Origin of the sequence: Tepidimonas sp. HKU77 (assembly GCF_049728535.1) — a bacterium.
GTDB lineage: Bacteria > Pseudomonadota > Gammaproteobacteria > Burkholderiales > Burkholderiaceae_C > Tepidimonas.
This window is the reverse complement of the sequence record NZ_CP187300.1, coordinates 905,824-929,877: the sequence shown is the minus strand read 5'-3', so window position 1 is coordinate 929,877 and position 24,054 is coordinate 905,824. Positions and strand designations below refer to the sequence as shown.

Below are 24,054 nucleotides of genomic sequence, written 5' to 3'. Positions count from 1 at the left end.
TTGGTTGCCAGCGCGGCGCACAGGTTACCAAGGCTTTTCCGCGGTCCGTGGTTTTGGCGTGGCTGTTGCTGGCTCGGCCTCGGCGAGCGCCCCGAGAGTTGTGAATCAGCGATCCTGAAGCTCAAGCGCGCGCTGTCGGTGGTAGCGCCCGTCGCCCCGCGTAATCACCGTATCCTGCGGCAGCACCGCGTCGGCGCTCAGAGTGTCCAAACGGCTCACTTGTTCGTACAGCGGGGCGAAGTCGATCTCGGCCAGCCGCAGCAGGTCGTCCAGACGGTCGAGCACGAAGTAGGTTTGCTGAAAGTCGTCGATGCGGTAGCGGGTGCGCATCACCCGCGCCAGATCGAAGCCCAGGCGGTGGGGCGAGGGGGATTCCAGGCAAAAGCGGCTCTCGGACGCAGACGACACGATGCCTGCGCCGTAGATGCGCAGCGCGCCGCTTTCTCGCACCAGGCCAAACTCCACCGTGTACCAGTACACGCGGGCCAGCATGTCCAGCGCGCCCAGGCGCTGCGCGCGCAGGCCACCGTGTCCATAGGCCTGGATGAAGTCGGCCATCACCGGGTGCATCAGCATCGGGACGTGGCCAAAGACGTCGTGGAAAACGTCGGGCTCCTGCAGATAGTCCAACTGGTCGGCGCGGCGGATGAACTGTCCGGCCGGAAAGCGCCGGTGGGCTAGGTGCTCGAAGAACACGTCGTCGGGCACCAGTCCGGGCACGGCGACCACCTGCCAGCCGGTGTGGCGCATGAGTACCTCGGACAGGCGCTCGAAGTCCGGGATTCGGTCGGGCTCGATGGGCAGGCGGCGCATGCCGTCCACGAAGGCCTCACAGGCGCGGCCGGGCAGCAGGGCCATCTGGCGCTGGTACAGCGTGGCCCAGGTGGCGTGTTCCTGCGGGGTGTAGGCGGCCCAGTTTTGCGGGATGGTCCAGTCCGGGCTGTCCGGGCGTCCGGCCTCGCCGGCGGCCAGGCCGTGCAGGACGGTGTCAGCGGTTGCGCTCATCGATCGCCCCCATGGCCGGGGCGGTCGCGTCGACCCAGCGCGCAAACGCGATGTCGCGCTCGGTCAGCCCCCCGGCATCGTGCGTGGAAAACAGGATGTCCACCCGGTTGTAGACGTTGAACCACTCCGGGTGGTGGTCGCGGCGCTCGGCCTCCAGGGCGGCGCGTGTCATGAAGCCGAAGGCCGCGTTGAAGTCCGCAAAGCGCAGCGCCCGGCGGATGGCGTGCCGCTCGGCGTCGAACGTCCAGGCGGGCAATTGGGCGAGAGCGGCTTGCAGGGCGGGGCCTTCGAGCTTGGTCATGGTGGTTTTCCTTCTGTGGGGATCAGGCTGCGGCGGTCTCGACCTTGAGCGTGCCGCGTCGGATCTGGTCGCGTTCCAGGCTTTCGAAAAGGGCCTTGAAGTTGCCTTCGCCAAAGCCCTCGTCGTTCTTGCGCTGGATGAATTCGAAGAACACCGGCCCGAGCAGCGGCTGGCTGAAGATCTGCAGCAGCAGGCGCTTGTCACCACCCGCGGTGGAGCCGTCCAGCAGAATGCCGCGGGCCTGCAGCTCGGCCACCGGCTCGCCGTGGCCCGGCAGGCGTTCTTCCAACATGTCGTAGTAAATGTCGTTGGGCGCGCTCATCAGCGGCACGCCGGCCATCTGCAGGGCGTCCACGCTGGCCAGCAGGTCGTCCGTCAGCAGGGCGATGTGCTGGATGCCCTCGCCGTTGAACTGCATCAGGAATTCTTCGATCTGGCCGTTGCCACCGGAGCCGCCTTCCTCATTGAGCGGAATGCGGATGAGGCCGTCGGGCGCGGTCATTGCGCGGCTCTTGAGGCCCGTGTACTCACCCTGGATGTCGAAGTAGCGGATCTCGCGGAAGTTGAACAGGCGCTCGTAAAACTGTGCCCAGTAGGCCATGCGCCCGCGGTAGACGTTGTGCGTGAGGTGGTCGATGATTTTGAACCCATGCCCCACGGGGTGGCGGTTGGCCGGGTCCTCGAAGCCGGGCAGGAACTCGAAGTCGATGTCGTAGATGCTCTTGCCGTCCTCGTAGCGGTCGATCAGGTACAGCGGCGCGCCGCCAATGCCTTTGATCGCCGGCAGGCGCAGCTCCATCGGGCCGGTGGGGATGTCGATGGGTTGCGCGCCCAGCTCCAGCGCGCGGTAGTAGGCCTTGTGGGCGTCCTTCACGCGGAAGGCCAAGCCACAGGCGCTGGGGCCGTGTTCCTGCGCGAAGTAGTACGCCAGGCTTTTGGGCTCGCGGTTGAGGATGAAGTTGATGCCGCCCTGGCGCCAGAGCTCGACGTCTTTGGAGCGGTGGCGCGCCACGAGGGTGAAGCCCAGGGCTTGAAACAGCGGTTCGAGCACGTTGGGGCGGGGCGAGGCGAATTCGACGAATTCGAAGCCGCACAAGCCCATGGGGTTGTCGAACGGGGTGGTCATGGCAACACTCCAATAGCAATGATCATGGGGTAGAGCATATGCCTGCAATGGCGCAATGGGTTTGCATCGTGCTGCCGGAAAAACCCGAAGATTTGTAAGATTCTTGTGCGTTTATCGTAATTAACGAGAGAAAATTACGCCCAGCCGCGCTTTGCCTGCGGTGCTGGTGCGCGCCGTGCCCCGGCGCAACCGTTCGTCTGGAGTCCGTCATGTCCGCAGCCGTACCGCCCGCTGTGCTCGATGCAGTAGACCGTCGCATGTTGACCCGTCTGCAAGAGGACGGGCGCATTACCAACCAGGCGCTGGCCGAGGCGGTGCACCTGTCGCCGGCGCAGTGCAACCGGCGCCACCGCCGGCTGGAAGAGCTGGGCCTGATTCGCCGCTACGAGGCGCGGCTGGACGCGCCGCGACTGGGGCTGGGGGTGACGGCTTTCGTGCACGTGACCATGGAGCGTGGCCACATCCGCGAAGTGGAGAAGTTTCGCGAGCGGGTGCGCGCCATGACACAGGTGCAGGAGTGCTATGCCGTCACCGGCGACTTCGACTACGTGCTCAAGGTGGTGGCGCGTGACCTCAAAAGCTTGTCGGATTTTTTGCTGGGCACGCTGGCGCAGCTGCCCGGGGTCAATGGGGTGCGCTCCAGCGTGTGCCTGGACGAGATCAAGTGCACCAGCGCGCTGCCGCTGGACTAGCCCCCCAGGCTAGCCGCGGCCGACGAAGGGCATCTGCGTGGCCAGCACGGTGGTGAACAGCACGTTGGCTTGCAGCGGCAGGCGCGCCATGGTCATGAAGGTTTGAACCACCGCGTCCATGTCCATGCGCGCCTCGGGGCGGATGCTGCCGTCGGCCTGCAGCACGCCGGCAGCCATGGCCTCGGTCATGTCGCTGGCCACATTGCCGATGTCGATCTGGCCCACGGCGATGTGAAAGGCGCGGCCGTCGAGTGCGGCGGCTTTGGTCAAGCCGGTGATGGCGTGCTTGGTGGCGGTGTAGGCGATGGAGCCCGGGCGCGGCGTGTGGGCCGAGATGGAGCCGTTGTTGATGATGCGCCCGCCCTGTGGGCGTTGTTCGCGCATGAGGGCGAAGGCCGCGCGCAGACAGTAGAACATGCCATCGAGGTTGGTGCGCACGGCGCGCTGCCAGTCCTCCAGCGCCACCGCGTCGGGCGTGGCGGTGGGTGTGAAGATGCCGGCGTTGTTGAACAACAGGTCCAATCGTCCATGGGCAGCGCGCACGGCGTCGAAGACGGCCTGTACCTGAGCGGGGTCGCCGACGTCGGCCGCGTGCGCGTGGGCCCGCGCGAGCGAGCCCGGCTGGGTCGCGTCGGCGAGTACCGCGGTCTCGTGCAGGGCGGGCACGCGCCGGCCCACGAGCCAGACGGTCCAGCCGTCATGCAACAGTGCGATGGCGCAAGCGCGGCCGATGCCGCTACCTGCGCCGGTGACGAGGGCGATGCCCTGAGGGGAAAGACCCGTGTTCATGGAGCGATTGTCGCGCACACGGGCGCGCATGCGGGCACAATGACGCCACCATGCTGCGCTACCAGACGATACCCGTTACGCCCTTTGCCCAAAACTGTTCGCTCGTGTGGTGCGACGCCACGCGGCAGGCCGCCGTCATCGACCCCGGCGGCGACCTGGACACGGTGCTCGCCACCGCCGAACGACTGGGGTTGGATCTGCGCCAGATTTGGCTGACCCATGCGCACATCGACCATGCGGGCGGTGCGGGTGAATTGGCCGAGCGGCTGGGCGTACCCATCGTCGGCCCGCATCCGGGGGATCAGTTCTGGATCGACGGGCTGCCGCAGCAAAGCCAGATGTTTGGTTTCCCGCCGGCGCGCGCGTTCACGCCCACGCGCTGGCTGTTCGATGGCGACACGGTGACGGTGGGCGAATGCACGCTGCAGGTGCGGCACTGCCCGGGGCACACGCCGGGGCACGTGGTGTTTCATTCGCCCGAGGCGCGGCGTGCTTTCGTGGGGGACGTGCTGTTTGCGGGCAGCATCGGCCGCACCGACTTCCCTGGGGGCGACTACCAGCAGCTGATCGACAGCATCACGCAGCGGCTGTGGCCCATGGGGGACGACACGGTGTTCATCCCGGGCCACGGGCCGGAGAGTACGTTCGGCCGCGAGCGGCGTACGAATCCGTTCGTGGGCGGCACGTGAGCCGGCGCGGGGCAGCGCAGCGTCAACCGGCGCGGCGCGCTTGTTCGTACAGGGCCTCGACCTTGGGGATGTTGGCCTCCAGCTCGCGGATGCGGTTGGGTCCGCTGGGGTGGGTGGACAGAAACTCCAGTCCGTTGTTGCCCGAGGCGGCGGCCATCTTTTGCCACAGCGTGACGCTGGCGCGCGGGTCGTAGGCGCCGCGCGCGGCCAGCTCCAGCCCGACCAGGTCGGCTTCGACCTCGTCTTCGCGGCTGAACTTCAGGCTCAGCAACTGCGTGCCCAAGTCGGCCGCCAGCCGGCCCAGGTCGCCCAAGCCCAGTAACTGCGCGCCCAGCGACAGGCCCAGGCCGGTGGCCTGCGTTTTGGCGATGCGCTCGCGCGCGTGTTCGCGCAGAGCGTGCGCCATTTCGTGCCCCATGACCATGGCCGCCTCGTCGTCCGCCAGGCGTAGCTGGTCCAGGATACCGGTGAAAAACGCGATCTTGCCGCCCGGCATGCAAAAAGCATTGATCTGGCGGCTGCCGATGAGGTTGACCTCCCAGCGCCATTGGCGCGCGCGCTCGTTCCAGGGCAGCGCGTGCGGAATGAGCTGGCGCGCAATGGCGCGCAGCCGCCGCAGTTGGGGGTGGTCGTCCGGCGCGAGCGCCCCCTGGGCGCGGGCTTGCGCCAACATTTGTGCGTACTGCTGCGCGGCCGCTGCCTCGAGCTGTTGCGCGGGCACGAGCGAGCGCAGCTTGGACGGTGGCCCCACTTGCACTTGTCCCCATGCGGGAGCCAGGGCGGTGGCGCCGGCCGCAGCGGCGGCAGCACGCAGAAAGCCGCGGCGTGCGGCCAATGGAATCCGGGCGTTGCACATCCAGCACATGGTGCCATCATAGGCACAATCGCAAGGGGGCGGTGTAAGCGGTTTGTGTCATCGGTAACGGTTGCATCGCTGCTCTCCACGCCCCTCGTTGCCATCCATCACTGTCCCGTCCATGCCCACGCCCCCCGCTGCGTCACCACGTCCCGAAGCGCCACGTTCCGCTCCTGCGTGGTGGCGCGTATTGTGGGACTGGCGCGTCGCCGCCATGGTGGCGCTGGGCTTTTCGGCGGGGTTGCCGCTGTTGCTGATTTTTTCGTCGCTGTCGCTGTGGCTGGGCGAGGCCGGGGTGGAGCGGCGCGCGGTGACGTTTTTCAGTTGGGCGGCGCTGGCGTATTCGTTCAAATTCATCTGGGCGCCGCTGGTGGATCGGCTGCCGCTGCCGGGGCTGTCGGCACGACTCGGGCGGCGCCGCGCGTGGCTGCTGGCCGCACAGTTGGGGGTGGTGGTGGCCATTCTGGGCATGGCGGCCACCGACCCGGCCGCGGGGCCAGCGGCGTTGGCGCGCATGGCAGGGTTTGCCGTGCTGCTTGGCTTCATGTCGGCGACGCAGGACATCGTCATCGACGCTTACCGCATCGAAATCGCGGCTGCCGAGCAACAGGGCGTGCTGTCGTCGGCGTACATCGCGGGCTACCGCATCGGCATGGTGGTGGCGGGGGCGGGCGTGCTGTTTTTGGCCGCGGCGTGGGGGTCTGCCAAGGGCGCCTACGACTACGGTGCCTGGTCGGCCGCCTATGGGGTGGCGGCGCTCGCCATGGCCACGGGGCTGGTCACCACGCTGCTGGTGCCGGAGCCGCGTGCGTCGGCAGCCGTGGCGAGCGCCCCGGCGGGCGAGCACGCCTGGCTGCTGGGGGTGTTTGCCTGCGCGGTCGCGGCGTTCGTGGCGGTGTTTTGGGGTGTGGGCCACGTGTGGGCGGCGTGGGGGTGGGCGGCCCCGGGGCCGCTGGCCGCGCTCGCGTTGGAGGGGCTGCGCCTGGCGCTGGCGCTGGCGGCGGCCTTCGGCGCGGGGGCGGTGCTGGTGCGTGCTGGGCTGGCCAGCCGCGCCGCGGCGCGCCAGACTTGGGTCGAGCCGGTGCAGGCGTTTTTCGAGCGCCATGGCTGGGTCGATGCAGCGTTGCTGCTCGCCTTGATCGGTTTGTACCGTATCTCGGACATCGTGCTGGGGGTCATCTCCAACGTGTTTTATCAAGACCTGGGCTTTTCCAAGCCGGACATCGCCACCGCGGTCAAGACGTTCGGGGTAGTGGTGAGCATCGCCGGCGGTTTTTTGGGCGGGTTACTGGCGCTGCGGCTGGGGGTGCTGCGCGCGTTGTGGTGGGGGGCGTTGCTGTCGGCGCTGACCAATCTGGCGTTCGTGGCGCTGGCGTTGGCTGGGCCACAGCGGCCGCTGCTGTACGCCGTGGTGGCGGCGGACAACCTGGCGGCGGGTTTTGCCAGTGCGGCGTTCGTGGCCTTTTTGTCCAGCCTGACGCAGGTGCGCTTTACGGCGGTGCAGTACGCCATCTTCAGCTCGCTCATGACGCTGCTGCCCAAGGCGCTGGGCGGCTACTCGGGCGCCATGGTGGACGCGCTGGGCTACCCGGGCTTTTTCGTGCTGACCGCGGCGCTGGGGCTGCCGGTGCTGGCGCTGGTGAGCGGGATCGCGCGCCGCGTGGCGCAGCGCGAGCAGGCGCATCTGGCCTCGGCCTCCCCCAAATAGGGGAGCCGGTAAATGCCATTTTTGGCAGATAATGCCAAACGTTCGCTGTCACGTGTCCACAAAGGCCCCTAAAACGAAGCTCACAAGAGGGGCGTCGGTGGCTCGGCATGGCCGCGGTTTACACCGCGGTCGTGCCGGCCCCGTCACCAGCGTAAACGACGCGTTTGCCTGGGGTGTCGGGTGGCGGCGAGTGCCAGTCCCAACGACGTCCTGATGGACTTTGCCGCCACGGTGCACCACCGAGGCGGCTTTTTTCTGTGCGCCCGGCACGGGCGCACTCTTGTGGGTGAAAGTCCCACCGTAAGTTGATCACAGCGAACGAAGCGAAGCGCAACTGCATGAGGGCGACCGAGTGTGGGGAGGAAGCGTGGAGCGAAACTGCGAGCCGATGGACAAGAACCGGATAGAAGGCGCTGCCGAGCAGGGCGAGCGGGCATGAATCCGCGAAGCTCTCGTGATCAAGGCGAAGCGGCGTAAATCCGGCGGTTGTGCAGTGAAGGAGTGCGTTCTTACCCGGGGAGATCTCGCCTTATGCCTGAAAGGGCGACGTGGTGACACGGAGCGAGAAGTCAGCAGAGGCCATAGTAGCTGCCAGTCGTGGGCGAAGGGCCGAACGAGAAGGAGTGCTTGAGACCATGTCGATGCTGGAAGCAAGGCGTCAGAAGTCTGCGCAAGCAGAGCGGGCGGGGGTAGCGCACGGTGAAGCCGGGCGGGAACCTGTCAGCGACGAAGCGGCCGGCCCGCGACGGGACACCGAGAGCACAGGGCCGGGACTGCTGCAAGCGGTTCTGGCGAGAGAGAACCTGCGGCGAGCATGGAAGAGAGTCAAAGCCAACAAAGGCGCAGCCGGCGTGGATGGGCTGGACATTGACCAGACCGCCCGCCATCTGGTGACGGCGTGGCCATTGATTCGGGAACAACTGCTGCAGGGGAGGTACCGGCCCAGTCCGGTACGACGGGTAACGATCCCGAAGCCGGACGGTGGCGAGCGCGAGCTCGGCATTCCGACGGTCACGGATCGGCTGATCCAGCAAGCACTGCTGCAAGTGCTGCAACCGCTACTTGACCCGACATTCAGCGAGTGCAGCTACGGCTTCCGGCCGGGCCGACGAGCCCACGACGCGATACTGGCGGCGCAGGGCTACATCCAGTCCGGACGGAAGATCGTGGTTGATGTCGATCTGGAGAAATTCTTTGATCGAGTCAACCACGACATCCTCATCGACCGCCTACGCAAACGCATCGACGATGCTGGAATCATTCGGCTGATACGGGCGTACCTGAACAGCGGCATCATGAGCGATGGCGTAGTGTTTGAGCGGTATCAAGGCACGCCGCAAGGTGGGCCGCTGTCGCCGCTGCTGGCGAATGTGATGCTGGACGAAGTGGATAAGGTACTGGAGAAGCACGGCCACTGCTTTGCGCGCTATGCCGACGACTGCAACGTCTATGTCCGTAGTCGGAAAGCTGGCGAACGGGTCATGGCGCTGCTGCGCAAGTGTTACGGCAAGCTGAGGCTCAAGATCAATGAAGCCAAGAGTGCGGTGGCCAGCGTCAAGGGAAGGAAGTTCTTGGGCTACAGCTTCTGGTTTGGCAAGGAGGGCGTCAAGCGCAGGGTGGCCGACAAGCCGATGGCGACGTTCAAGCAGCGGGTGAGGCAACTGACCCGGCGCTCAGGCGGACGCAGCATGGCGGAGGTCATTGAGCGACTGAAACCTTATCTGTTGGGATGGAAAGCCTACTTTGGGCTGGCGCAAACACCGGGCGTCTGGCGATCGCTGGACGAATGGCTGCGCCACCGACTACGGGCGATCCACCTCAAGCACTGGAAGCGGGGTAGCACGATCTACCGGGAACTGCTCAACCTAGGCGCGTCCGAACACGTGGCAAAGCGGGTGGCAGGCAATTCCCGCTGCTGGTGGCGGAATAGCGCGGGCGAGCTCAACCGGGTGCTGACCATTGCCTACTTCGACAAACTTGGCGTTCCCCGTCTCTCATGACCTCAACTTCTCGAACCGCCCGGTGCGGACCCGCATGCCGGGTGGTGTGGGAGGGGCCCGGTCAGGTATCCTGACCGCCCCTATCCCGATTGTCTGGAAGGGTCGAGCGGACGGGGTGACGGGTGTCAGGCCCCGGTGGCCGGACGCGGCACCGGGCGCGGTCGACCGTTTTCGTCGATGGCGACGTAGGTTAGCGTCGCTTCCGTCACCTTGACGCAGGTGTACTGCGGCCGCTGGCGCTCGGCCCACACCTCGACCTGGACCGTGATCGAGGTGTTGCCGATGCGCACGATGGAGCCGTAAAAGCTCAGCAGGTCGCCCACCTTGACCGGTTGCTTGAACAAAAACTGGTTGACGGCGACGGTGGCGAAACGCCCGCCCATGTGCCGGGCGGGCAGGACGGAGCCGGCCAGGTCCACCTGCGCCATCACCCAGCCACCAAAGATGTCGCCGTTGGCATTGACGTCGGCGGGCATGGGGATCACGCGCAGCACCAGTTCTTTGTCCTGGGGTAGCCCATTCGGGGGCGCCGGGATGGTTGGGGTTGGGGGTACGATGGCGTCTGTCATACACGGAATTGTCGACGATGCGCGAGCGAGCCATGCCGTCGTCAGCCGCGGCGCGGCTGCCGGCCCCCGCCCCTACCCCCGGGCGCAGCGATGCCCAGACGCTGCGCCGCCTGCTGCCCTACCTGTGGACATACCGCTGGCGGGTGGCGGTGGCGCTGCTGTTGATGGTGGCGGCCAAGCTGGCGACCGTCGGGGTGCCGCTGCTGCTCAAGGCGCTGGTCGATGCGCTCACGCCGCTGCCTGGACTGTCGGCCGAAGCCACCGCGGCGCTGGTGGTGCCGGTGGGGTTGCTGCTGGCGTATGGCGGGCTGCGGCTGGGCACGACGCTGCTGGCCGAGCTGCGCGAGCTGGTTTTCCTCAAGGCCACCGAGGGTGCCACGCGCACCATCGCGTTGCAGGTGTTCGAGCATCTGCATGCGCTGAGCCTGCGCTTTCATCTGGAGCGCCAGACCGGGGCACTGACGCGTGACATCGAGCGCGGCACGCGCGCGGTGCAGTCGCTCGTGTCGTACTCGCTCTACAGCGTGGTGCCCACGCTGGTCGAGGTGGCGCTGGTGCTGGCCATTTTGGGCCTGCGCTTCGAGGCGTGGTACGTCTGGACCACGCTGGCCGCGTTGCTGGCCTATGTGGTCTTTACCGTGCAGGTGACGCAGTGGCGCACCCACATCCGTCGCCAGATGAACGAGCTGGAGTCCGCCAGCCAAGCGCGCGCCATCGACGCGCTGCTCAATTACGAGACGGTCAAATACTTCGACAACGAGGCGTGGGAGGCACGCCGCTATGCCGACAGCCTGGAGCGCTTGCGCCGCGCGCGGGTGCGCACGCAGGCGTCGCTGTCGCTGCTCAACGTGGGCCAGCAGCTCATCATCGCGGTGGCGTTGGTGGCCATGCTCTGGCGCGCCACGGTCGGTGTCACCGAGGGGCGGCTGACCCTGGGCGACCTGGTGATGATCAACGCGTTCATGATCCAGCTCTACATGCCGCTCAATTTTTTGGGGGTGCTCTACCGCGAGATCCGCCAGAGCTTGACCGACCTGGGCCGCATGTTCGACTTGCTGGAGCGCGAGTGCGAGGTGTGCGACGCTCCGGATGCCCGCCCGTTGGTGCTGACGCGTGCGCCCGAGGTGCGCTTCGAAGCGGTGCACTTCGGCTACGAGCCGCAGCGCGAGATTTTGCATGGCGTGGACTTCGTGATCCCGGCCGGCCGCACGGTGGCGGTGGTGGGGCCGTCGGGTTCGGGCAAATCGACGCTGGCGCGGCTGCTCTACCGGTTTTATGACGTAGGCCGCCCCGGTGACGATGCCGCGGCGCGGGCGGCGGCGGGGCGCATCACCGTCGATGGCCACGACATCCGCACCCTCACGCAAGCCAGTCTGCGGCGCGCGATCGGTATCGTGCCGCAGGATACGGTGCTGTTCAACGACACCATCGAGTACAACATCCGCTACGGTCGGCCCGACGCTTCGTTCGACGAGGTGCGCGAGGCCGCGCGCTCGGCGCAGTTGCTCGACTTCATTGAGCGCCTGCCGCAGGGCTGGCAGACGGTGGTGGGCGAGCGCGGGCTGAAGCTGTCGGGTGGCGAGAAGCAGCGTGTCGCCATCGCGCGCACGCTGCTGAAGAACCCCCCAATTCTGATTTTGGACGAGGCCACGTCGGCGCTCGACTCGGCTAACGAGCGCGCCATCCAGGCCGAGCTGCGCCGGCTGGCCAGCGATCGCACCACGCTCGTGATCGCGCACCGCCTGTCGACCGTGGTCGATGCGCACGAAATCCTGGTGCTGGAGCACGGGCGCATCGTCGAGCGCGGCCGCCACGCCGACTTGCTGGCGCAGGGCGGCCGTTACGCCCAGATGTGGGCGCTGCAGCAAAGCGGTGCCCTCGACTGACCCGCCAGCCCCCCGCGTTGGAGAGCATGCCCCATGGAAACCAAATGGTTGGAGGATTTCGTCAGTCTGGCCGAGACGCGCAGCTTCAGCCGCTCGGCCCAGTTGCGCCACGTCACGCAGCCGGCGTTTTCGCGCCGCATCCAGTCGCTGGAGGCTTGGGCCGGTGTCGATCTGGTGGACCGCACCTGTTACCCCACGCGCCTGACCGAGGCGGGTCAAACCCTGTACGCGCAGGCGATCGAGCTGCTGCAGACGCTGCACACCACGCGCGCGCTGCTGCGACAGCACACCGCGGTGGCCAAGGACACGATCGAATTCGCCGTGCCGCACACGCTGGCGTTCACCTTTTTCCCCAGCTGGCTGTCGCGGCTGCGCACCGTATTGGGGCCGATCAAGACACGGCTGGTGGCGCTCAACGTGCATGACGCGGTGCTGCGCCTGACCGAGGGCGGCTGCGACCTGCTGCTGGCCTATCACCACGCCTCCCAGCCCATCGAGCTCGACGGCACCCGCTACGAGATGCTGCCGCTGGGGCGCGAGGTTCTGGCCCCCTTCAGCCGCCCCGGGCCCGATGGGCAGCCGTTGATGCGCCTGCCGGGCACGGCGCGCGCCCCGGTGCCCTACCTGGCCTATGCGCCGGGGGCGTATCTGGGCCGGGTCGTGGACTGGGTGCTGCGCCAGGCGGGTGAGCCCGCGCACCTGGACCGCGTGTACGAAACCGACATGGCCGAGAGTCTGAAGGCGATGGCCATCGAGGGCCATGGGTTGGCCTTTTTGCCCACCAGCGCGGTGCAGCCGGCGCTGGCCGATGGCCGGCTGGTGCCGGCGGCACCTGCTACCGGATGCTGGCAGGGTGAGCTCGACATCCGCCTGTATCGGGCGCGCGGGGCGCGGCCCAAGGCGGCTGCGCAGCGGTTCTGGGACGACGTGTGGCGCTTGGCCGGCAGCTAGCCGGTGAGACGGCAGGGTTTTTCCCGTCCGCTGGCATGGCGAATGCTTGTAAGATTCGCGTCACCAACCACCACTCTGAAAGGACTGCCGCATGAAAAAACCATTGCTGGCACTGGCTCTGACGGCCTTGGCGGCCACCGCTGCCCTGGCGCAGGCCAACGATACCCTGGGCAAGATCAAGTCTACCGGCACGGTCACCATGGGCGTGCGCGAATCGTCGGGCGTGCTCTCGTACACGCTGGGCGATGGCAAGTACACGGGCTACCACGTCGAAATATGCCAGCGCGTGCTGGGCGACATCCAAAAGCAGCTCGGCTTGGCCAAGCTCGACATCAAATACCAGCCGGTCACGTCGCAAAACCGCATTCCGTTGGTGCAAAACGGCACCGTCGACATCGAGTGCGGCTCCACGACCAACAACCAGGCGCGCCAGCGCGACGTGGCGTTTGCCGTGACCACCTTCATCGAGGAGGTGCGCATCGCGGTCAAGGCCAACTCGGGCATCAACTCGATCAAAGACCTCAACGGCAAGAACGTGGCCACCACCACTGGCACCACGTCGGTGCAGACGCTGCGCCGCCACGAGCGCGCCGGTGGCGTGGACTTCAAGGAGGTCTACGGCAAGGATCACGCCGACAGTTTCTTGCTGCTGGAGTCGGGCCGTGCTGACGCCTTCGTGATGGATGGCTCCTTGCTCGCAGGGCTGATCGCGCGCTCCAAGAACCCGTCTGACTTCAAGATCGTGGGTGAGGTGCTCAGCGTCGAGCCGATCGCCATCATGTTCCGCAAGGACGATCCGGCCTTCAAGAAGGCGGTCGATGACTCCATCATCGCCATGATGAAGTCGGGCGAGCTGGCCAAGATCTACGACAAATGGTTCATGCAGCCCACCCCGCCCAACGGCGTGCGCATGAACATGCCCATGAGCGACGCCCTCAAGGCGGCGATTGCCAACCCCAACGACCGACCGATGGAGGCCTACCAGGCCAAGTGACGGCCTGACGAAGGCGGTGCACACGCAACCCCGGGCACCCCACGGTGCCCCGGGGTCTTTTGTTTGGTTTCTTGGGAGCCTTCCGCATGCAATGGGATTGGCAAGTCTTCTGCGAAGACACCCTCACGCGCGAGCTGCAGCCGCGCTGTTTCGGGCAGGGGGGTGACATCACCTACCTGGAATGGATGCTGTCGGCCTGGGGCTGGACGGTGTCGGTGTCTGTGTTGGCGCTGGTGTTGGCGCTGGTCACGGGCAGCCTGATCGGCACGCTGCGCACGCTGCCGGGCGCGCCGTGGCTGGTGCGCCTGGGCAATGCGTGGGTGGAGCTGTTTCGCAACATTCCGCTGCTGGTGCAGATTTTTTTGTGGTATCACGTGATCCCGGCGCTGGTGCCGGCGCTCAAGGGGGTGCCCGGTTTCGTCCTGGTCGTGGTGGCCCTGGGACTGTTCACCTCGGCGCGCATTGCCGAGCAGGTCAAGTCCGGCATCCAGTCGCTGCCGCGCGGGCAGCGGGCCGCGGCGCTGGCGCTCGGGCTGACGCAGGCGCAAGCCTACCGCTACGTGCTGCTTCCCATGGCGTTTCGCATCATCATCCCGCCACTGACCAGCGAGACGATGAACATCTTCAAGAACTCGTCGGTGGCGTTTGCGGTGTCCGTGGCCGAGCTGACCATGTTTGCGATGCAGGCGCAGGAGGAGACCGCGCGCGGCATCGAGATTTACCTCGCGGTCACGGGGCTGTACATCGTGTCGGCCTTCACCATCAACCGGGTGATGGCGGCTATCGAGCGCCGCGTGCGCGTGCCCGGTTTGATCGCCGCCGGCGGCGCGGGGGGGCACTGAGATGCTCGACAACCTCGACTGGTCCTTCTACAACTGGGACGTGCTCAGCGGCTTCGTGCTCAAGGGGCTGCAGTTCAGCGTGATGCTGACGGTGGTGGCCACGCTGGGCGGGGTCGCGTTTGGCACGGTGCTGGCGCTGATGCGGCTGTCGGGCCGTCCGTGGCTGGCGTGGCCGGCTACGGTGTACGTCAACGGCATGCGCAGCATCCCGCTGGTGATGGTGATCCTGTGGTTCTTCCTGCTGGTACCGCTGGTCATCGGTCGCCCGCTGGGGGCGGAGTGGTCGGCGGTGATCACCTTCATCGCGTTCGAGGCGGCGTATTTCAGTGAGATCGTGCGTGCCGGTATCCAGTCCATTCCGCGTGGCCAGGTTTATGCCGGCCAGGCGCTTGGGCTGACCTACGGGCAGAACATGCGCTACGTCATCTTGCCGCAGGCGTTTCGCAACATGCTGCCGGTATTCCTGACGCAGACCATCATCCTGTTTCAGGACACGTCGCTGGTCTATGCGATCGGGGCGTATGACTTGCTCAAGGGCTTCGAGGTGGCGGGCAAGAACTACGGCCGCCCCATCGAGGCGTATCTCGCGGCGGCCGTCGTGTACTTCGTGATCTGCTACAGCCTGTCGGCGCTGGTCAAGCGGTTACATGCGCGCATCGCCATCATCCGCTAAACGGCGCTGTTGCCCCCTTTCGTCGTAAAAAAGGACGTCGTCATGGAACGACCGATGATCGAACTGAAAAACGTCTCCAAATGGTACGGCCCGGTGCAGGTGCTCAGCGACTGCTCCACCACGATCCACAAGGGTGAAGTGGTGGTGGTCTGTGGCCCGTCGGGCTCGGGCAAGTCCACGCTCATCAAGACCATCAACGCGCTCGAGCCCATCCAGAAGGGCGAAATCTGGGTCAACGGACAGCCGGTGCACGACCCGAAAACCAACCTGCCCAAGCTGCGCGCGCAGGTGGGGATGGTGTTTCAGCATTTCGAGCTGTTTCCGCACCTGACGGTGACCGAAAACCTGACGCTGGCGCAAATCAAGGTGCTCGGCCGCTCGCCGGAGGACGCGAAAAAGCACGGCTTGAAGTACCTGGAGCGCGTCGGGTTGCTCGCGCACAAGGACAAGTATCCGGGCCAACTCTCGGGCGGTCAGCAGCAGCGCGTGGCGATTGCGCGCGCGCTGTCGATGGACCCGATCGTGATGCTGTTCGACGAGCCTACCTCGGCGCTGGATCCGGAGATGGTGGGAGAGGTACTGGACGTGATGGTGAGCCTGGCGCAAGAGGGCATGACCATGATGTGCGTGACGCACGAGATGGGGTTTGCGCGCAAGGTCAGCCACCGCGTCATCTTCATGGACGTGGGCGGCAAGATTTTGGAAGATTGCCCGAAGGAGGAGTTTTTCGGCAACCCCGAGGCGCGTCAGCCGCGCACCAAAGACTTCCTCAACAAGATCCTGTCGCACTGACGGTTGTGGCGTGACGCGGGTGGCCAAGAAAAAGGCCGCCCGCGGGCGGCCTTGGGCTGTGGGTGGCCAGGGGCGCTCACATGGCGGCGGGCACGGGTGCCGTCATGGCGCGCTTTTCCAGCGTCCACTGGTGCAGCGAGCCGTCGTAGTTGCGCGCTTGGGGGTTGCCCAGCACTTCCGACAGCACGAACCACGGCAGCGACGAGTCGTTGCCGCTGTTGCAGTAGGTGATGACGGGCTTGGACGGATCGATCCCCTGCGCCTGGAAGACGGCGCGGTAGATCTCGGGCGTCAGCAGCCGGATGACGCCGCCGCGCGTGACGAACAGCGTCTCCAGCGGTACGTTGCGCGCCGCCGGGATATGCCCGTACCCATACACGTAGTCGCGCTTGAACAGACCCAGGTACATCGACGGCGCGCGGGCGTCGAGCAGCTGCACGTCTTTCTTTTCCATGGCAGCGGCGACGTCGGGCGAGTCGGCCACATAACGGGCAAAGCGGTCGGCGCTGGCCTTCCAGGTACCAGCCATGGTCGTGGGTGCGCCTTTGCTCCAAGGACGCCCTTCTAGCAGCCAAGCGACCATGCCCCCGTCGAGCATGGCCACCGGCGTGTCGGCGTAAGCCTTGAGCAGGATGATCAGGCGCGCGGCGTCGTTGAAGTCGGCGATTTTCTGCCCTTCGGGCACGACCACGATCGGCTTGTCGGCCAGGATGCCCGCCGCTTGCGCCACGCGCTCGAACGCAGCTTTTTCGGGCAGCAGGTACTTGACCTTGTTGCCGGCGATGTCACGTTCGGTGCGCAGCTCTTTGGCCAGGAACAGGCGCGAGTCGGGAATGTGGCCGCCAAACTCGTCCAGGACCTTCTTGCCGTCCTTGGTGGTTTCGAACTCGGGCTCACGGGTGAAGCTCTTGGGGTCGTTGCGGATCTCGACCACCTGCACCTTGTCCAGATGGTCGGCCAGCCACTGGGTGCTGACTACCGGGCCGGGCAGGATGCCTTGCGCCCAGGCGCTGGCGGCCAGCAGCCCGGCGCCGACGGCGGTCGCGAGTCGTTTCAGGGTTTTCATGGGTTGTCCTCCTCGAACGTGGGTTTGCATAGGGTCAGGTCAGGCCCAGCCGCTGCAGGCGCGCGGGTAGCGATGCGCTGCAGTGGCTGAGGATGTCGATGCGGCGGTCTTCTAGCACCGCTTCTAGGCGCTGGTGCCGCGTGTAGGGGGCGAGCGCGGCATCGCGCGCCTGCAGCAGGGCAGCCAAGTCGTCGCTAAACAAATGCACCATCGCCGTCAGCCAGCGTGCCAGCGGGGCCAGCCGCCCGCGCGTGTGCAGGGCGAACGTGGGCAGGCGATCGATCAACGCTGCCGCTGGCTCCCAGCGCCCCGCCGTTACCCAACGGTTGGTGGTGAACCAGTGCAACGGCTGGCCGCGCGTATCCAGCGCCAGCGCCACCAGGTGCACGTGCATGTCGGGCTGCGGGCCGTCCCAGAACAAATGAAAGTGCCCGTGCTCGGGCGGCTGGTCCGGCCCCCAGCGCGTGGCACCGTCGTGGGCGTGGTAGTAGGCGCGCGTGGCGTGTCGGGTGTCCACCACATCGCGCGCCGGGTAGTGGCGCAGCTCCACGAAGCGCTTGGCCCCGGCCAGCGCGGCCTGGGCCAGCGTCTGGCCGCGGCGCGCGTAGGCCAGCGGCACTTGCAGCGCCACTTCGGCCCACGGGGTCCACGCAGCAGCGTCCATGCACTGTCAAGGGGCGGGCAGGGGTGGCGTCAGCGCTTGGGCGCGCACGGGTTGGCCGGCGCGCAAGGGTTGTCCCCCTCGGTGCGCTTCTTTTTCTTTTTCTTTTCGCCGGGCGCGCAGGGGTTGCCCGGTGCACAGGGGTTGCCGGCGCTGCTGGCGGCCGGTTTGCCGTCGGCTTTGGGCGCTGGCTGCGCCATCGCGGCGGGGGCAACCAAACTGGTCGAGACCAGCAAGGCGGTCAGGGTTTGGGCAAGGGTCGTCGTTTTGGTTTTCATCGAACACACTCCGTGATGGTGTCGGTCAAGGGATCAGCCGTGCGCCGAGCGCGCGCCTGGCGGGGTATCGGTGGCCTGCGTCGGGGTGCAGCTGGGTTGGCCACAGACCGCTTCATCGGCCGAGATGGGGCCGCCGTGGCGGGCTTCGAACCAGCGGCCCAGGTAGTACACGCCGACCAAGGCGGCGCCCATGGCCACGATGATCCACCACGGTGAGATGCCCCACGCGTCGTGCAGCGTGTCGGCCGATTCGACTTCGCCCATGGCCATGAGGGCCTCGATGGTGGGCCCGTACAGGCCGGCGAAGGCAAACGTGCCCACGATCAGGCCGACGAAGAAAACCAAGGCGTCCAACCGACCCGAGGCCACCCCCACGACCGAGGTGCCGGGGCAGTAGCCACCGATGGCAAAGCCAGCCCCCACCAGCACGCCGCCCACGGCCGAGGCCACCATCAGTGACGTCGGCACGAAGACGGCGTCGATGTCGAGCACACCGAGCGCGGCCAGCCCCTGCAGTCCGGCGGCTGCGACCACGATGGCGGTGAACATCACCTTGAGCACGGACCAGTCGCGCAACGTGAACTGCCCCGTCAATTTGCACGGGCTGCCAAAACCGGCGTTCTCCAGGATATAGCCAAAGGCCACGCCGACCAGCAGGGCGGACCAGACGGTTTCGGTCATGGGAAACATGGTTCAGACTCCTTTGACCCAGCGGCTGACGATGAGCCCGGTGACGAAAAAGGCGCCGAGAAAGACGAACGCCGCGATGGACAGCGTGGCGGCGCCCGACAGGCCCAGGCCGCTGGTGCAGCCCGCTGCCACGCGCGCCCCGAAACCGGCCAACAGCCCCCCGATGAGCGCGGTCGCCACCCGCTTGCCGGTGCCGACGCGCTGGGCGCCGTCGAATTGCACGCGCAGCCGCCCGGCCATGAAGGCCCCGAGCAGCGCCCCGGCGAACACCCCCAGCACCTGCCAGGTGATCCAGCCGTCGAGGATGTCGGGGCGCGCCATGGCGCCCAGGTAGGGGTTGGCCTGTATGGCCTCGGGCGCGACCTGCAGGCCCAGCCAGGCGCTCAGCCGGGTGGTAAAGCCGGTGGCGCCCAGTCCGTGCCCGGTGAGGATGAACGTGGCCAGCAACGTGATGCCGAGCGCCACGCCGGCCAGCCACGGATTCCAAAAAGGTTTGGGAGAGGTGGTGGTCTGCATCGTCTGTTTCCGGATATGAACAATACCGGGTTGAGTATAGGGGCGGGTTTGGGGAAAGACAAGGGGCGGTGCGACAATACCCTTCCATGACGACCCGCGACTCTCTGACCCTCACCCGACCCGACGACTGGCATGTGCACCTGCGTGACGGTGCGGCGCTGGCCACGACCGTGCCGCACACGGCCGCGCAGTTCGGGCGTGCCATCGTCATGCCCAACCTCAAGCCGCCGGTGACCACGGCGGCGCAGGCGCGGGCGTATCGCGAGCGCATCCTCGCCGCCGTGCCACCAGGGGTGTCGTTCGAGCCGCTCATGACGCTGTACCTGACCGACCATCTGCCGCCGGACGAGATCGCGCGCGCGCGCGAAGCCGGCGTGGTGGCCTGCAAGCTGTACCCGGCTGGCGCCACCACCCACAGTGACGCGGGCGTGACGGACATCCGCAAGACCTACCGCACGCTGGAGGCGATGCAGCGCGAGGGGCTGCTGCTGCTCATCCACGGCGAGGTCACGGATGGCGAGATCGACATCTTCGACCGCGAGGCGGTGTTCATCGAGCGTGTGCTCGAGCCGTTGCGACGCGATTTTCCAGGCCTCAAGATCGTGCTGGAGCACATCACCACACGCGAGGCGGCACAGTACGTGGCCGACGGCGGGCCGAATCTGGCCGCCACGATCACCGCGCATCACCTGCTCTACAACCGCAACGCCTTGTTCACGGGGGGCATTCGGCCCCACTATTACTGTTTGCCCGTGCTCAAGCGCGAGATACACCGCCAGGCGCTGGTGGCGGCAGCCACCAGTGGCTCGCCGCGCTTCTTTCTGGGCACCGACAGCGCCCCGCACGCGGCGCACCTGAAGGAGCACGCGGTGGGTTGCGCGGGCTGCTACACCGCGCCCGCCGCCCTGGAGCTGTATGCGCAGGCGTTCGAGGCCGCGGGGGCCTTGGATAAGCTGGAGGGTTTTGCGAGCTGGTACGGGCCGGATTTCTACGGCCTGCCGCGCAACCGCGGCACGCTCACGCTGCGGCGTGAGCCGTGGGTCGTGCCGCAGGGCTACCCGTTGGGGGACGCCGTGGTCAAGCCCCTGCGCGCGGGCGAGACGCTCGCTTGGCGCGTCGTGCCCGCGGCCTGAGCGGGGGCCGCCCGCGCCACGGGCACAAGGAGGCGCCGATGCGACTGTTGAGCTGGAACGTGCAGTGGTTTTGCGGCATGGATGGCCGCGTGGACGTGGCCCGCGTGCTCGCGCACGTGCTGGCGTGGGGGCAGCAGCCCGATGTGATCGCCCTGCAGGAGGTGGCGCAGGGATACCCGGGTCTGGTGGGCCACGACGGCGCCGACCAGTTGGCGCAGGTGCGGGCGGCGCTGCCGGGGTATGAGGTGTTTTACGCCCCGGCGCTGGACGAATGGCGCCCCGGGTTGGCGCAGCGTCAGCGCTTTGGCAACTTGATCGCCACCCGCCTGCCCGTTTGGCGCGTGCAGCATGTGGCGCTGCCGTACCCGGCCGACCCGTGCGTGCCCTCGATGCCGCGCGTACTGGCGGCGCTGACGGTGCAAGCCCCCTGGGGGCCGCTGCGTGTGGGCAGCACCCACCTGGCGTATTACAGCCTGCGTCAGCGCACGGCGCAGGCGCGCGCCCTGCTGGCCTGGCAGCAGGAGGCCGCCGAGCTGGCGGCCCATCCCCCCATCCTGGGCGAGGAGCGCGCGGATACCCCTTTCCAGACGCGCCCGCACGCGGCGGATGCGGTGCTGATGGGCGACTTCAACGCGGCCCCGGACGATCCGGCGTATGGCGTGCTGACGGGCGCTGTCAGTCCCGTTGGCCAGCCCCTGTGGTGGGACGCCTGGCGGCTGTGTCGGCCTGAGACCGCGCAGCCGCCCACTTTTCGCGTGCACGAGGATGGTGTCCATCCGGTGACGTGCGACTACGCGTTCGTCAGCGCCGGCCTGCGCGCGCGCGTCATGCGCGTGCAGATCGATTCTGCTACCCTGTGGTCAGATCATCAGCCGTTGCTGGTGGAACTTCGGGGCGCCGACGGAATCGCAGGCCACGCCCACGGTTGAAAACGGGTCGCCGTGGCCCCATCTCGATAGCACCGCAACCACCACCCCTGTTACGCTGACTGGAGATCCCATGAAACGCATTTTGCTGCTGGTTCTGACCAACCTCGCCGTCATGGCGGTGCTGTTGATCACCACCCGCATCCTCGGGGTGGATCGGTTCCTGACCGCCAACGGGCTGGATGTGACGGCGCTGGCCGTCTTCTCGCTGGTGATCGGCTTTGGTGGCGCGTTCATCTCGCTGCTCATCAGCAAGCCCATGGCCAAGTGGAGCACGGGCATGGTCATCATCGACCAGCCGCGCAACGCGGACGAGGCGTGGCTGCTGGCCACCGTGCGCAAACTCGCCGACAAGGCCGGCATCGGCATGCCCGAGGTCGGCATCTATGAGGGTGAGCCCAACGCGTTTGCCACGGGCGCGTTCAAGAACGACGCGCTGGTGGGTGTATCCACCGGGCTGCTGGCCAACATGACGCGCGAGGAAGTGGAAGCGGTGCTGGCGCACGAGGTGGCGCACATTGCCAACGGCGACATGGTGACCATGACGCTGATCCAAGGCGTGATGAACACGTTCGTGGTGTTCTTGAGCCGCGTCATCGGCTACGTGGTCGACAGCTTCTTGCGTCGCGGGGACAGCGAGTCCTCCGGCCCGGGGATCGGCTATCTGGTCACCAGCATCGTGATGGAGGTCGTGCTGGGGTTCCTGGCCGCCATCATCGTGGCGTGGTTCAGCCGCCAGCGTGAATTCCGCGCGGACGCGGGGGCGGCCATGCTGATGGGGCGCAAGCAGCCCATGATCAACGCACTGGCGCGCTTGGGTGGCTTGGAGCCCGGTGCGTTGCCGCAGGGGATGCAGGCACTGGGCATTACCGGCAGCCTCGGCAAGCTGTTCGCCACCCACCCGCCGATCGAGGAGCGCATCGCCGCCCTGCAGGCGTTGTGAGCGGCAGCAGGCCGACCCGACGTTGGGCGCCCAGAGATGGGCGCCCTTTCGTTTGGTGCACCGTCAACCGTAGGCGACGCCGGCGTGGACGGTGCGGTCGGGTGGCGGGGCAGGCACGCCGAGCAAGTCGCAGCCCAGTGCCTCGGCCACGCGGATGCCATCGACCGCGGCCGACAGAATGCCACCGGCGTAGCCGGCGCCTTCGCCTGCGGGGTACAGCCCGCGGGTGTTGAGGCTCTGGTAGTCGGCCCCGCGCGTGATGCGCAGCGGCGACGAGGTGCGCGTCTCGACCCCGGTCAGGACGGCGTCGGGGCGGTCGTAGCCCCGGATCTGGCGGCCAAACGCCGGCAGCGCCTCGCGCATGGCGGCCACCGCGTAGGCGGGCAGTACCGTCGCCAAATCGCCCGGGGTGACGCCGGGCCGGTACGAGGGCAGCACGTCGCCCCAGCCGCTGGAGGGGCGCCCGACCAAAAAGTCGCCGACTTGCTGGCCCGGGGCCCGATAGCCACCCCCGCCCGCATGGTAGGCGGCGCGCTCGAGTTGGCGCTGCAGCACGATGCCCGCCAGCGGATGGGTGACGCCGCGGCTGACGCAGTCCCGGGCTTGCGCGGCGTAGCGATCGCCGCGTTCGGCGCCGAACGCGGCGTGCCAGGCGTCGCGGTCACCCTGCGGGTAGTCGGCGGGCCCGATGCCCACGACCAACCCGGCGTTGGCGTTGCGCTCGGCGCGTGAATATTGGCTCATGCCGTTGGTGACGACGCGTTCGGGCTCGCTGGTGGCGGCCACGACCGTGCCGCCTGGACACATGCAAAAGCTGTAGACCGCGCGGCCGTTGGCGGCGTGGTGGACCAGCTTGTACGCCGCTGCGCCCAGCAGCGGGTGCCCGGCGTGTCGTCCCCAGCGCGCGCGGTCGATGAGGGATTGCGGGTGCTCGATGCGCACCCCGATCGAAAACGGCTTGGCCTCCAGAAAGACGCCGTGCAGGTGCAGCTGCTCGAAGGTGTCGCGCGCGCTGTGGCCCAGCGCCAGCAGCACGCGCTGCGCGGGTAGCGTGATCTCGCTACCGTGCGCCAGATCGCGCACGCGCAACCCTTGCAGGTGCAGACGGCCATCGCTGTCGCGTTCCACGACGAAGTCCGTCACCTGCTGCTCGAAACGCACCTCGCCCCCCAACGCCACGATGCGTGCGCGCAACGCCTCGACCACTTTGACGAGCTTGAAGGTCCCGATGTGGGGATGGGCGTCGTAGAGGATTTCCGGCGGGGCACCGGCGTCGACGAAGGCGCGCATGACACGCCGGCCCAGGTGGCGGGGGTCTTTGATCTGGCTGTAGAGCTTGCCGTCGGAGAACAGTCCCGCACCGCCTTCGCCGAATTGCACGTTCGACGCCGGGTCGAGCACGCCACGCCGCCACAGACCCCAGGTGTCCTGGGTGCGCCGGCGCACTGGGCGGCCACGCTCGAGCACGAGCGGGCGCAACCCCATCTCGGCCAGCGTCAGCGCGGCGAAGATGCCGCACGGGCCAAACCCCACCACCACCGGCCGCTCGCCCGCTGACGGTACCCAGTCTTGCGCGGCACGGGCCGGCGGGTGCCACGCCATGTCCGGCGTGGGCTGTACGTGCGGGTGGCGCGCCAGGCGCTGCAGCAGCGTCGCTTCCTGGGCGGGGTCGGCCAGCGCCACGTCGACGATGTAGACCGCGCGCAGGGCGGCGCCGCGTGCGTCGAAGCTGCGCTTGTGCACCTGCAGCGCCGCAATGGCGCCGGGCGCGATGCCCAGCGTCTGCGCCGCCAGCGCGCGCAGGGCATCCAGCGGGTGGGGCGGCGGCGCACGGTCGGCGTCGGTCTCGGCGGGCGCATCGGCGGCCCGGCGCACTTCGACCGGCAGCGCCTCCAGCGGGAGTTTCAGTTCGGCGATACGGATCATGTCGGGTCCTCGGGGCCCGTGGTCATCGGGCAGCGGTGCCGA

At 67.4% G+C, this 24,054-nt stretch carries 25 protein-coding genes; 13 read left to right on the top strand and 12 right to left on the bottom strand.

Annotated elements, in window-relative coordinates; translation table 11 throughout:
* Positions 1-105: 105 nt before the first annotated feature.
* The 3 genes from phhA to hppD are packed head-to-tail and all read right to left on the bottom strand — an operon-like array spanning position 106 to position 2,432.
* The gene (gene phhA, locus ACPP3B_RS04455; RefSeq protein WP_424859849.1) at positions 106-1,005 is read right to left on the bottom strand and encodes a phenylalanine 4-monooxygenase; all 900 of its coding nucleotides are present in this window, start codon (positions 1,003-1,005) and stop codon (positions 106-108) included.
* Positions 989-1,306: a 4a-hydroxytetrahydrobiopterin dehydratase gene (locus ACPP3B_RS04450; RefSeq protein WP_068610844.1), complete on the bottom strand. Its 318-nt coding sequence runs from the start codon at positions 1,304-1,306 to the stop codon at positions 989-991. The genes phhA and ACPP3B_RS04450 overlap by 17 nt, the downstream gene beginning before the upstream one ends.
* A 22-nt stretch (positions 1,307-1,328) precedes the next feature.
* Positions 1,329-2,432, bottom strand: a complete 1,104-nt coding sequence (hppD, locus tag ACPP3B_RS04445) for a 4-hydroxyphenylpyruvate dioxygenase (RefSeq protein WP_424859848.1) — start codon at positions 2,430-2,432, stop codon at positions 1,329-1,331.
* A gap of 209 nt (positions 2,433-2,641) precedes the next feature.
* Between hppD and ACPP3B_RS04440 the strand changes: the two genes are divergently transcribed.
* The gene (locus ACPP3B_RS04440; RefSeq protein WP_424859847.1) at positions 2,642-3,124 is read left to right on the top strand and encodes an Lrp/AsnC family transcriptional regulator; all 483 of its coding nucleotides are present in this window, start codon (positions 2,642-2,644) and stop codon (positions 3,122-3,124) included.
* Positions 3,125-3,133: 9 nt separating this feature from the next.
* Here ACPP3B_RS04440 and ACPP3B_RS04435 read toward each other — a convergent pair whose 3' ends face one another.
* On the bottom strand, positions 3,134-3,913 hold the full coding sequence (locus ACPP3B_RS04435) for an SDR family oxidoreductase (RefSeq protein ID WP_424859846.1): 780 nt from the start codon (positions 3,911-3,913) through the stop codon (positions 3,134-3,136).
* Positions 3,914-3,963: 50 nt separating this feature from the next.
* Between ACPP3B_RS04435 and ACPP3B_RS04430 the strand changes: the two genes are divergently transcribed.
* Positions 3,964-4,602, top strand: a complete 639-nt coding sequence (locus tag ACPP3B_RS04430; protein ID WP_424859845.1) for an MBL fold metallo-hydrolase — start codon at positions 3,964-3,966, stop codon at positions 4,600-4,602.
* A gap of 22 nt (positions 4,603-4,624) precedes the next feature.
* Here ACPP3B_RS04430 and ACPP3B_RS04425 read toward each other — a convergent pair whose 3' ends face one another.
* On the bottom strand, positions 4,625-5,467 hold the full coding sequence (locus tag ACPP3B_RS04425; RefSeq protein WP_424859844.1) for a M48 family metallopeptidase: 843 nt from the start codon (positions 5,465-5,467) through the stop codon (positions 4,625-4,627).
* Between the two features lie 112 nt (positions 5,468-5,579).
* Between ACPP3B_RS04425 and ACPP3B_RS04420 the strand changes: the two genes are divergently transcribed.
* Both ACPP3B_RS04420 and ltrA read left to right on the top strand, forming a co-directional pair.
* Complete coding sequence (locus tag ACPP3B_RS04420) at positions 5,580-7,166, top strand: AmpG family muropeptide MFS transporter (RefSeq protein ID WP_424859843.1); 1,587 nt, start codon at positions 5,580-5,582, stop codon at positions 7,164-7,166.
* A 635-nt stretch (positions 7,167-7,801) separates the two neighbouring features.
* A complete protein-coding gene (ltrA, locus tag ACPP3B_RS04415) occupies positions 7,802-9,166 on the top strand; it encodes a group II intron reverse transcriptase/maturase (protein WP_424859842.1) in 1,365 nt (454 codons plus the stop codon).
* Positions 9,167-9,291: 125 nt separating this feature from the next.
* Here the strand turns inward: ltrA and ACPP3B_RS04410 are convergent, their stop codons facing one another.
* Positions 9,292-9,735 carry an acyl-CoA thioesterase gene (locus ACPP3B_RS04410; protein ID WP_299018663.1) on the bottom strand — a complete coding sequence of 148 codons (444 nt, stop codon included), beginning with the start codon at positions 9,733-9,735 and terminating at the stop codon, positions 9,292-9,294.
* A 32-nt stretch (positions 9,736-9,767) separates the two neighbouring features.
* Between ACPP3B_RS04410 and ACPP3B_RS04405 the strand changes: the two genes are divergently transcribed.
* The 6 genes from ACPP3B_RS04405 to ACPP3B_RS04380 all read left to right on the top strand — a co-directional run bounded on the left by ACPP3B_RS04405 (position 9,768) and on the right by ACPP3B_RS04380 (position 15,873).
* The gene (locus tag ACPP3B_RS04405) at positions 9,768-11,621 is read left to right on the top strand and encodes an ABCB family ABC transporter ATP-binding protein/permease (protein ID WP_424859841.1); all 1,854 of its coding nucleotides are present in this window, start codon (positions 9,768-9,770) and stop codon (positions 11,619-11,621) included.
* 33 nt (positions 11,622-11,654) lie between these two features.
* Positions 11,655-12,572 carry a LysR substrate-binding domain-containing protein gene (locus ACPP3B_RS04400; RefSeq protein ID WP_424859840.1) on the top strand — a complete coding sequence of 306 codons (918 nt, stop codon included), beginning with the start codon at positions 11,655-11,657 and terminating at the stop codon, positions 12,570-12,572.
* 91 nt (positions 12,573-12,663) lie between these two features.
* Positions 12,664-13,566, top strand: coding sequence for an amino acid ABC transporter substrate-binding protein (locus ACPP3B_RS04395; RefSeq protein ID WP_299018669.1), 903 nt, complete (start codon positions 12,664-12,666; stop codon positions 13,564-13,566).
* Between the two features lie 86 nt (positions 13,567-13,652).
* On the top strand, positions 13,653-14,408 hold the full coding sequence (locus tag ACPP3B_RS04390) for an amino acid ABC transporter permease (RefSeq protein WP_299018671.1): 756 nt from the start codon (positions 13,653-13,655) through the stop codon (positions 14,406-14,408).
* Between the two features lies 1 nt (position 14,409).
* The gene (locus ACPP3B_RS04385) at positions 14,410-15,081 is read left to right on the top strand and encodes an amino acid ABC transporter permease (protein ID WP_424859839.1); all 672 of its coding nucleotides are present in this window, start codon (positions 14,410-14,412) and stop codon (positions 15,079-15,081) included.
* Positions 15,082-15,135: 54 nt separating this feature from the next.
* Positions 15,136-15,873 (top strand): amino acid ABC transporter ATP-binding protein, encoded by a 738-nt coding sequence (locus ACPP3B_RS04380; protein ID WP_299018682.1) that lies wholly within the window; start codon positions 15,136-15,138, stop codon positions 15,871-15,873.
* Between the two features lie 76 nt (positions 15,874-15,949).
* Here the strand turns inward: ACPP3B_RS04380 and ACPP3B_RS04375 are convergent, their stop codons facing one another.
* The 5 genes from ACPP3B_RS04375 to ACPP3B_RS04355 are packed head-to-tail and all read right to left on the bottom strand — an operon-like array spanning position 15,950 to position 19,084.
* Positions 15,950-16,939: a sulfurtransferase gene (locus tag ACPP3B_RS04375; protein ID WP_299018674.1), complete on the bottom strand. Its 990-nt coding sequence runs from the start codon at positions 16,937-16,939 to the stop codon at positions 15,950-15,952.
* Between the two features lie 34 nt (positions 16,940-16,973).
* Positions 16,974-17,603: a DUF6969 family protein gene (locus ACPP3B_RS04370; protein WP_424859838.1), complete on the bottom strand. Its 630-nt coding sequence runs from the start codon at positions 17,601-17,603 to the stop codon at positions 16,974-16,976.
* A gap of 29 nt (positions 17,604-17,632) precedes the next feature.
* Entirely contained in the window at positions 17,633-17,878 is a 246-nt protein-coding gene (locus ACPP3B_RS04365) for a hypothetical protein (protein WP_299018678.1), read from the bottom strand.
* A gap of 33 nt (positions 17,879-17,911) precedes the next feature.
* Positions 17,912-18,568, bottom strand: coding sequence for a DUF6691 family protein (locus ACPP3B_RS04360; protein ID WP_424859837.1), 657 nt, complete (start codon positions 18,566-18,568; stop codon positions 17,912-17,914).
* A 3-nt stretch (positions 18,569-18,571) separates the two neighbouring features.
* Entirely contained in the window at positions 18,572-19,084 is a 513-nt protein-coding gene (locus tag ACPP3B_RS04355) for a YeeE/YedE thiosulfate transporter family protein (protein ID WP_424859836.1), read from the bottom strand.
* Between the two features lie 86 nt (positions 19,085-19,170).
* Here ACPP3B_RS04355 and pyrC point away from each other — a divergent pair, with 86 nt between their 5' ends.
* From pyrC to htpX, 3 genes are all read left to right on the top strand, one after another.
* Positions 19,171-20,217, top strand: coding sequence for a dihydroorotase (pyrC, locus tag ACPP3B_RS04350; RefSeq protein WP_424859835.1), 1,047 nt, complete (start codon positions 19,171-19,173; stop codon positions 20,215-20,217).
* Positions 20,218-20,255: 38 nt separating this feature from the next.
* Entirely contained in the window at positions 20,256-21,146 is an 891-nt protein-coding gene (locus ACPP3B_RS04345) for an endonuclease/exonuclease/phosphatase family protein (protein ID WP_424859834.1), read from the top strand.
* 70 nt (positions 21,147-21,216) lie between these two features.
* Entirely contained in the window at positions 21,217-22,086 is an 870-nt protein-coding gene (gene htpX / locus ACPP3B_RS04340; protein ID WP_299022506.1) for a protease HtpX, read from the top strand.
* Between the two features lie 63 nt (positions 22,087-22,149).
* On the opposite strand, the gene ACPP3B_RS04335 is transcribed toward htpX, so the two are convergent.
* Entirely contained in the window at positions 22,150-24,012 is a 1,863-nt protein-coding gene (locus tag ACPP3B_RS04335; RefSeq protein WP_424859833.1) for an NAD(P)/FAD-dependent oxidoreductase, read from the bottom strand.
* Between the last annotated feature and the right edge of the window lie 42 nt (positions 24,013-24,054).

Coding starts and splice junctions, on each gene's coding strand:
- ACPP3B_RS04360 (WP_424859837.1), bottom strand. CDS start 18,568: ATGTTTCCCATGACCGAAACCGTCTGGTCCGCCCTGCTGGTCGGCGTG.
- ACPP3B_RS04405 (WP_424859841.1), top strand. CDS start 9,768: ATGCCGTCGTCAGCCGCGGCGCGGCTGCCGGCCCCCGCCCCTACCCCC.
- ACPP3B_RS04395 (WP_299018669.1), top strand. CDS start 12,664: ATGAAAAAACCATTGCTGGCACTGGCTCTGACGGCCTTGGCGGCCACC.
- ACPP3B_RS04380 (WP_299018682.1), top strand. CDS start 15,136: ATGATCGAACTGAAAAACGTCTCCAAATGGTACGGCCCGGTGCAGGTG.
- ACPP3B_RS04450 (WP_068610844.1), bottom strand. CDS start 1,306: ATGACCAAGCTCGAAGGCCCCGCCCTGCAAGCCGCTCTCGCCCAATTG.
- ACPP3B_RS04375 (WP_299018674.1), bottom strand. CDS start 16,939: ATGAAAACCCTGAAACGACTCGCGACCGCCGTCGGCGCCGGGCTGCTG.
- ACPP3B_RS04420 (WP_424859843.1), top strand. CDS start 5,580: ATGCCCACGCCCCCCGCTGCGTCACCACGTCCCGAAGCGCCACGTTCC.
- hppD (WP_424859848.1), bottom strand. CDS start 2,432: ATGACCACCCCGTTCGACAACCCCATGGGCTTGTGCGGCTTCGAATTC.
- phhA (WP_424859849.1), bottom strand. CDS start 1,005: ATGAGCGCAACCGCTGACACCGTCCTGCACGGCCTGGCCGCCGGCGAG.
- ACPP3B_RS04345 (WP_424859834.1), top strand. CDS start 20,256: ATGCGACTGTTGAGCTGGAACGTGCAGTGGTTTTGCGGCATGGATGGC.
- ACPP3B_RS04410 (WP_299018663.1), bottom strand. CDS start 9,735: ATGACAGACGCCATCGTACCCCCAACCCCAACCATCCCGGCGCCCCCG.
- ltrA (WP_424859842.1), top strand. CDS start 7,802: ATGTCGATGCTGGAAGCAAGGCGTCAGAAGTCTGCGCAAGCAGAGCGG.
- ACPP3B_RS04385 (WP_424859839.1), top strand. CDS start 14,410: ATGCTCGACAACCTCGACTGGTCCTTCTACAACTGGGACGTGCTCAGC.
- ACPP3B_RS04430 (WP_424859845.1), top strand. CDS start 3,964: ATGCTGCGCTACCAGACGATACCCGTTACGCCCTTTGCCCAAAACTGT.
- ACPP3B_RS04400 (WP_424859840.1), top strand. CDS start 11,655: ATGGAAACCAAATGGTTGGAGGATTTCGTCAGTCTGGCCGAGACGCGC.
- ACPP3B_RS04355 (WP_424859836.1), bottom strand. CDS start 19,084: ATGCAGACCACCACCTCTCCCAAACCTTTTTGGAATCCGTGGCTGGCC.
- ACPP3B_RS04365 (WP_299018678.1), bottom strand. CDS start 17,878: ATGAAAACCAAAACGACGACCCTTGCCCAAACCCTGACCGCCTTGCTG.
- ACPP3B_RS04440 (WP_424859847.1), top strand. CDS start 2,642: ATGTCCGCAGCCGTACCGCCCGCTGTGCTCGATGCAGTAGACCGTCGC.
- htpX (WP_299022506.1), top strand. CDS start 21,217: ATGAAACGCATTTTGCTGCTGGTTCTGACCAACCTCGCCGTCATGGCG.
- ACPP3B_RS04425 (WP_424859844.1), bottom strand. CDS start 5,467: ATGTGCTGGATGTGCAACGCCCGGATTCCATTGGCCGCACGCCGCGGC.
- ACPP3B_RS04390 (WP_299018671.1), top strand. CDS start 13,653: ATGCAATGGGATTGGCAAGTCTTCTGCGAAGACACCCTCACGCGCGAG.
- pyrC (WP_424859835.1), top strand. CDS start 19,171: ATGACGACCCGCGACTCTCTGACCCTCACCCGACCCGACGACTGGCAT.
- ACPP3B_RS04335 (WP_424859833.1), bottom strand. CDS start 24,012: ATGATCCGTATCGCCGAACTGAAACTCCCGCTGGAGGCGCTGCCGGTC.
- ACPP3B_RS04370 (WP_424859838.1), bottom strand. CDS start 17,603: ATGGACGCTGCTGCGTGGACCCCGTGGGCCGAAGTGGCGCTGCAAGTG.
- ACPP3B_RS04435 (WP_424859846.1), bottom strand. CDS start 3,913: ATGAACACGGGTCTTTCCCCTCAGGGCATCGCCCTCGTCACCGGCGCA.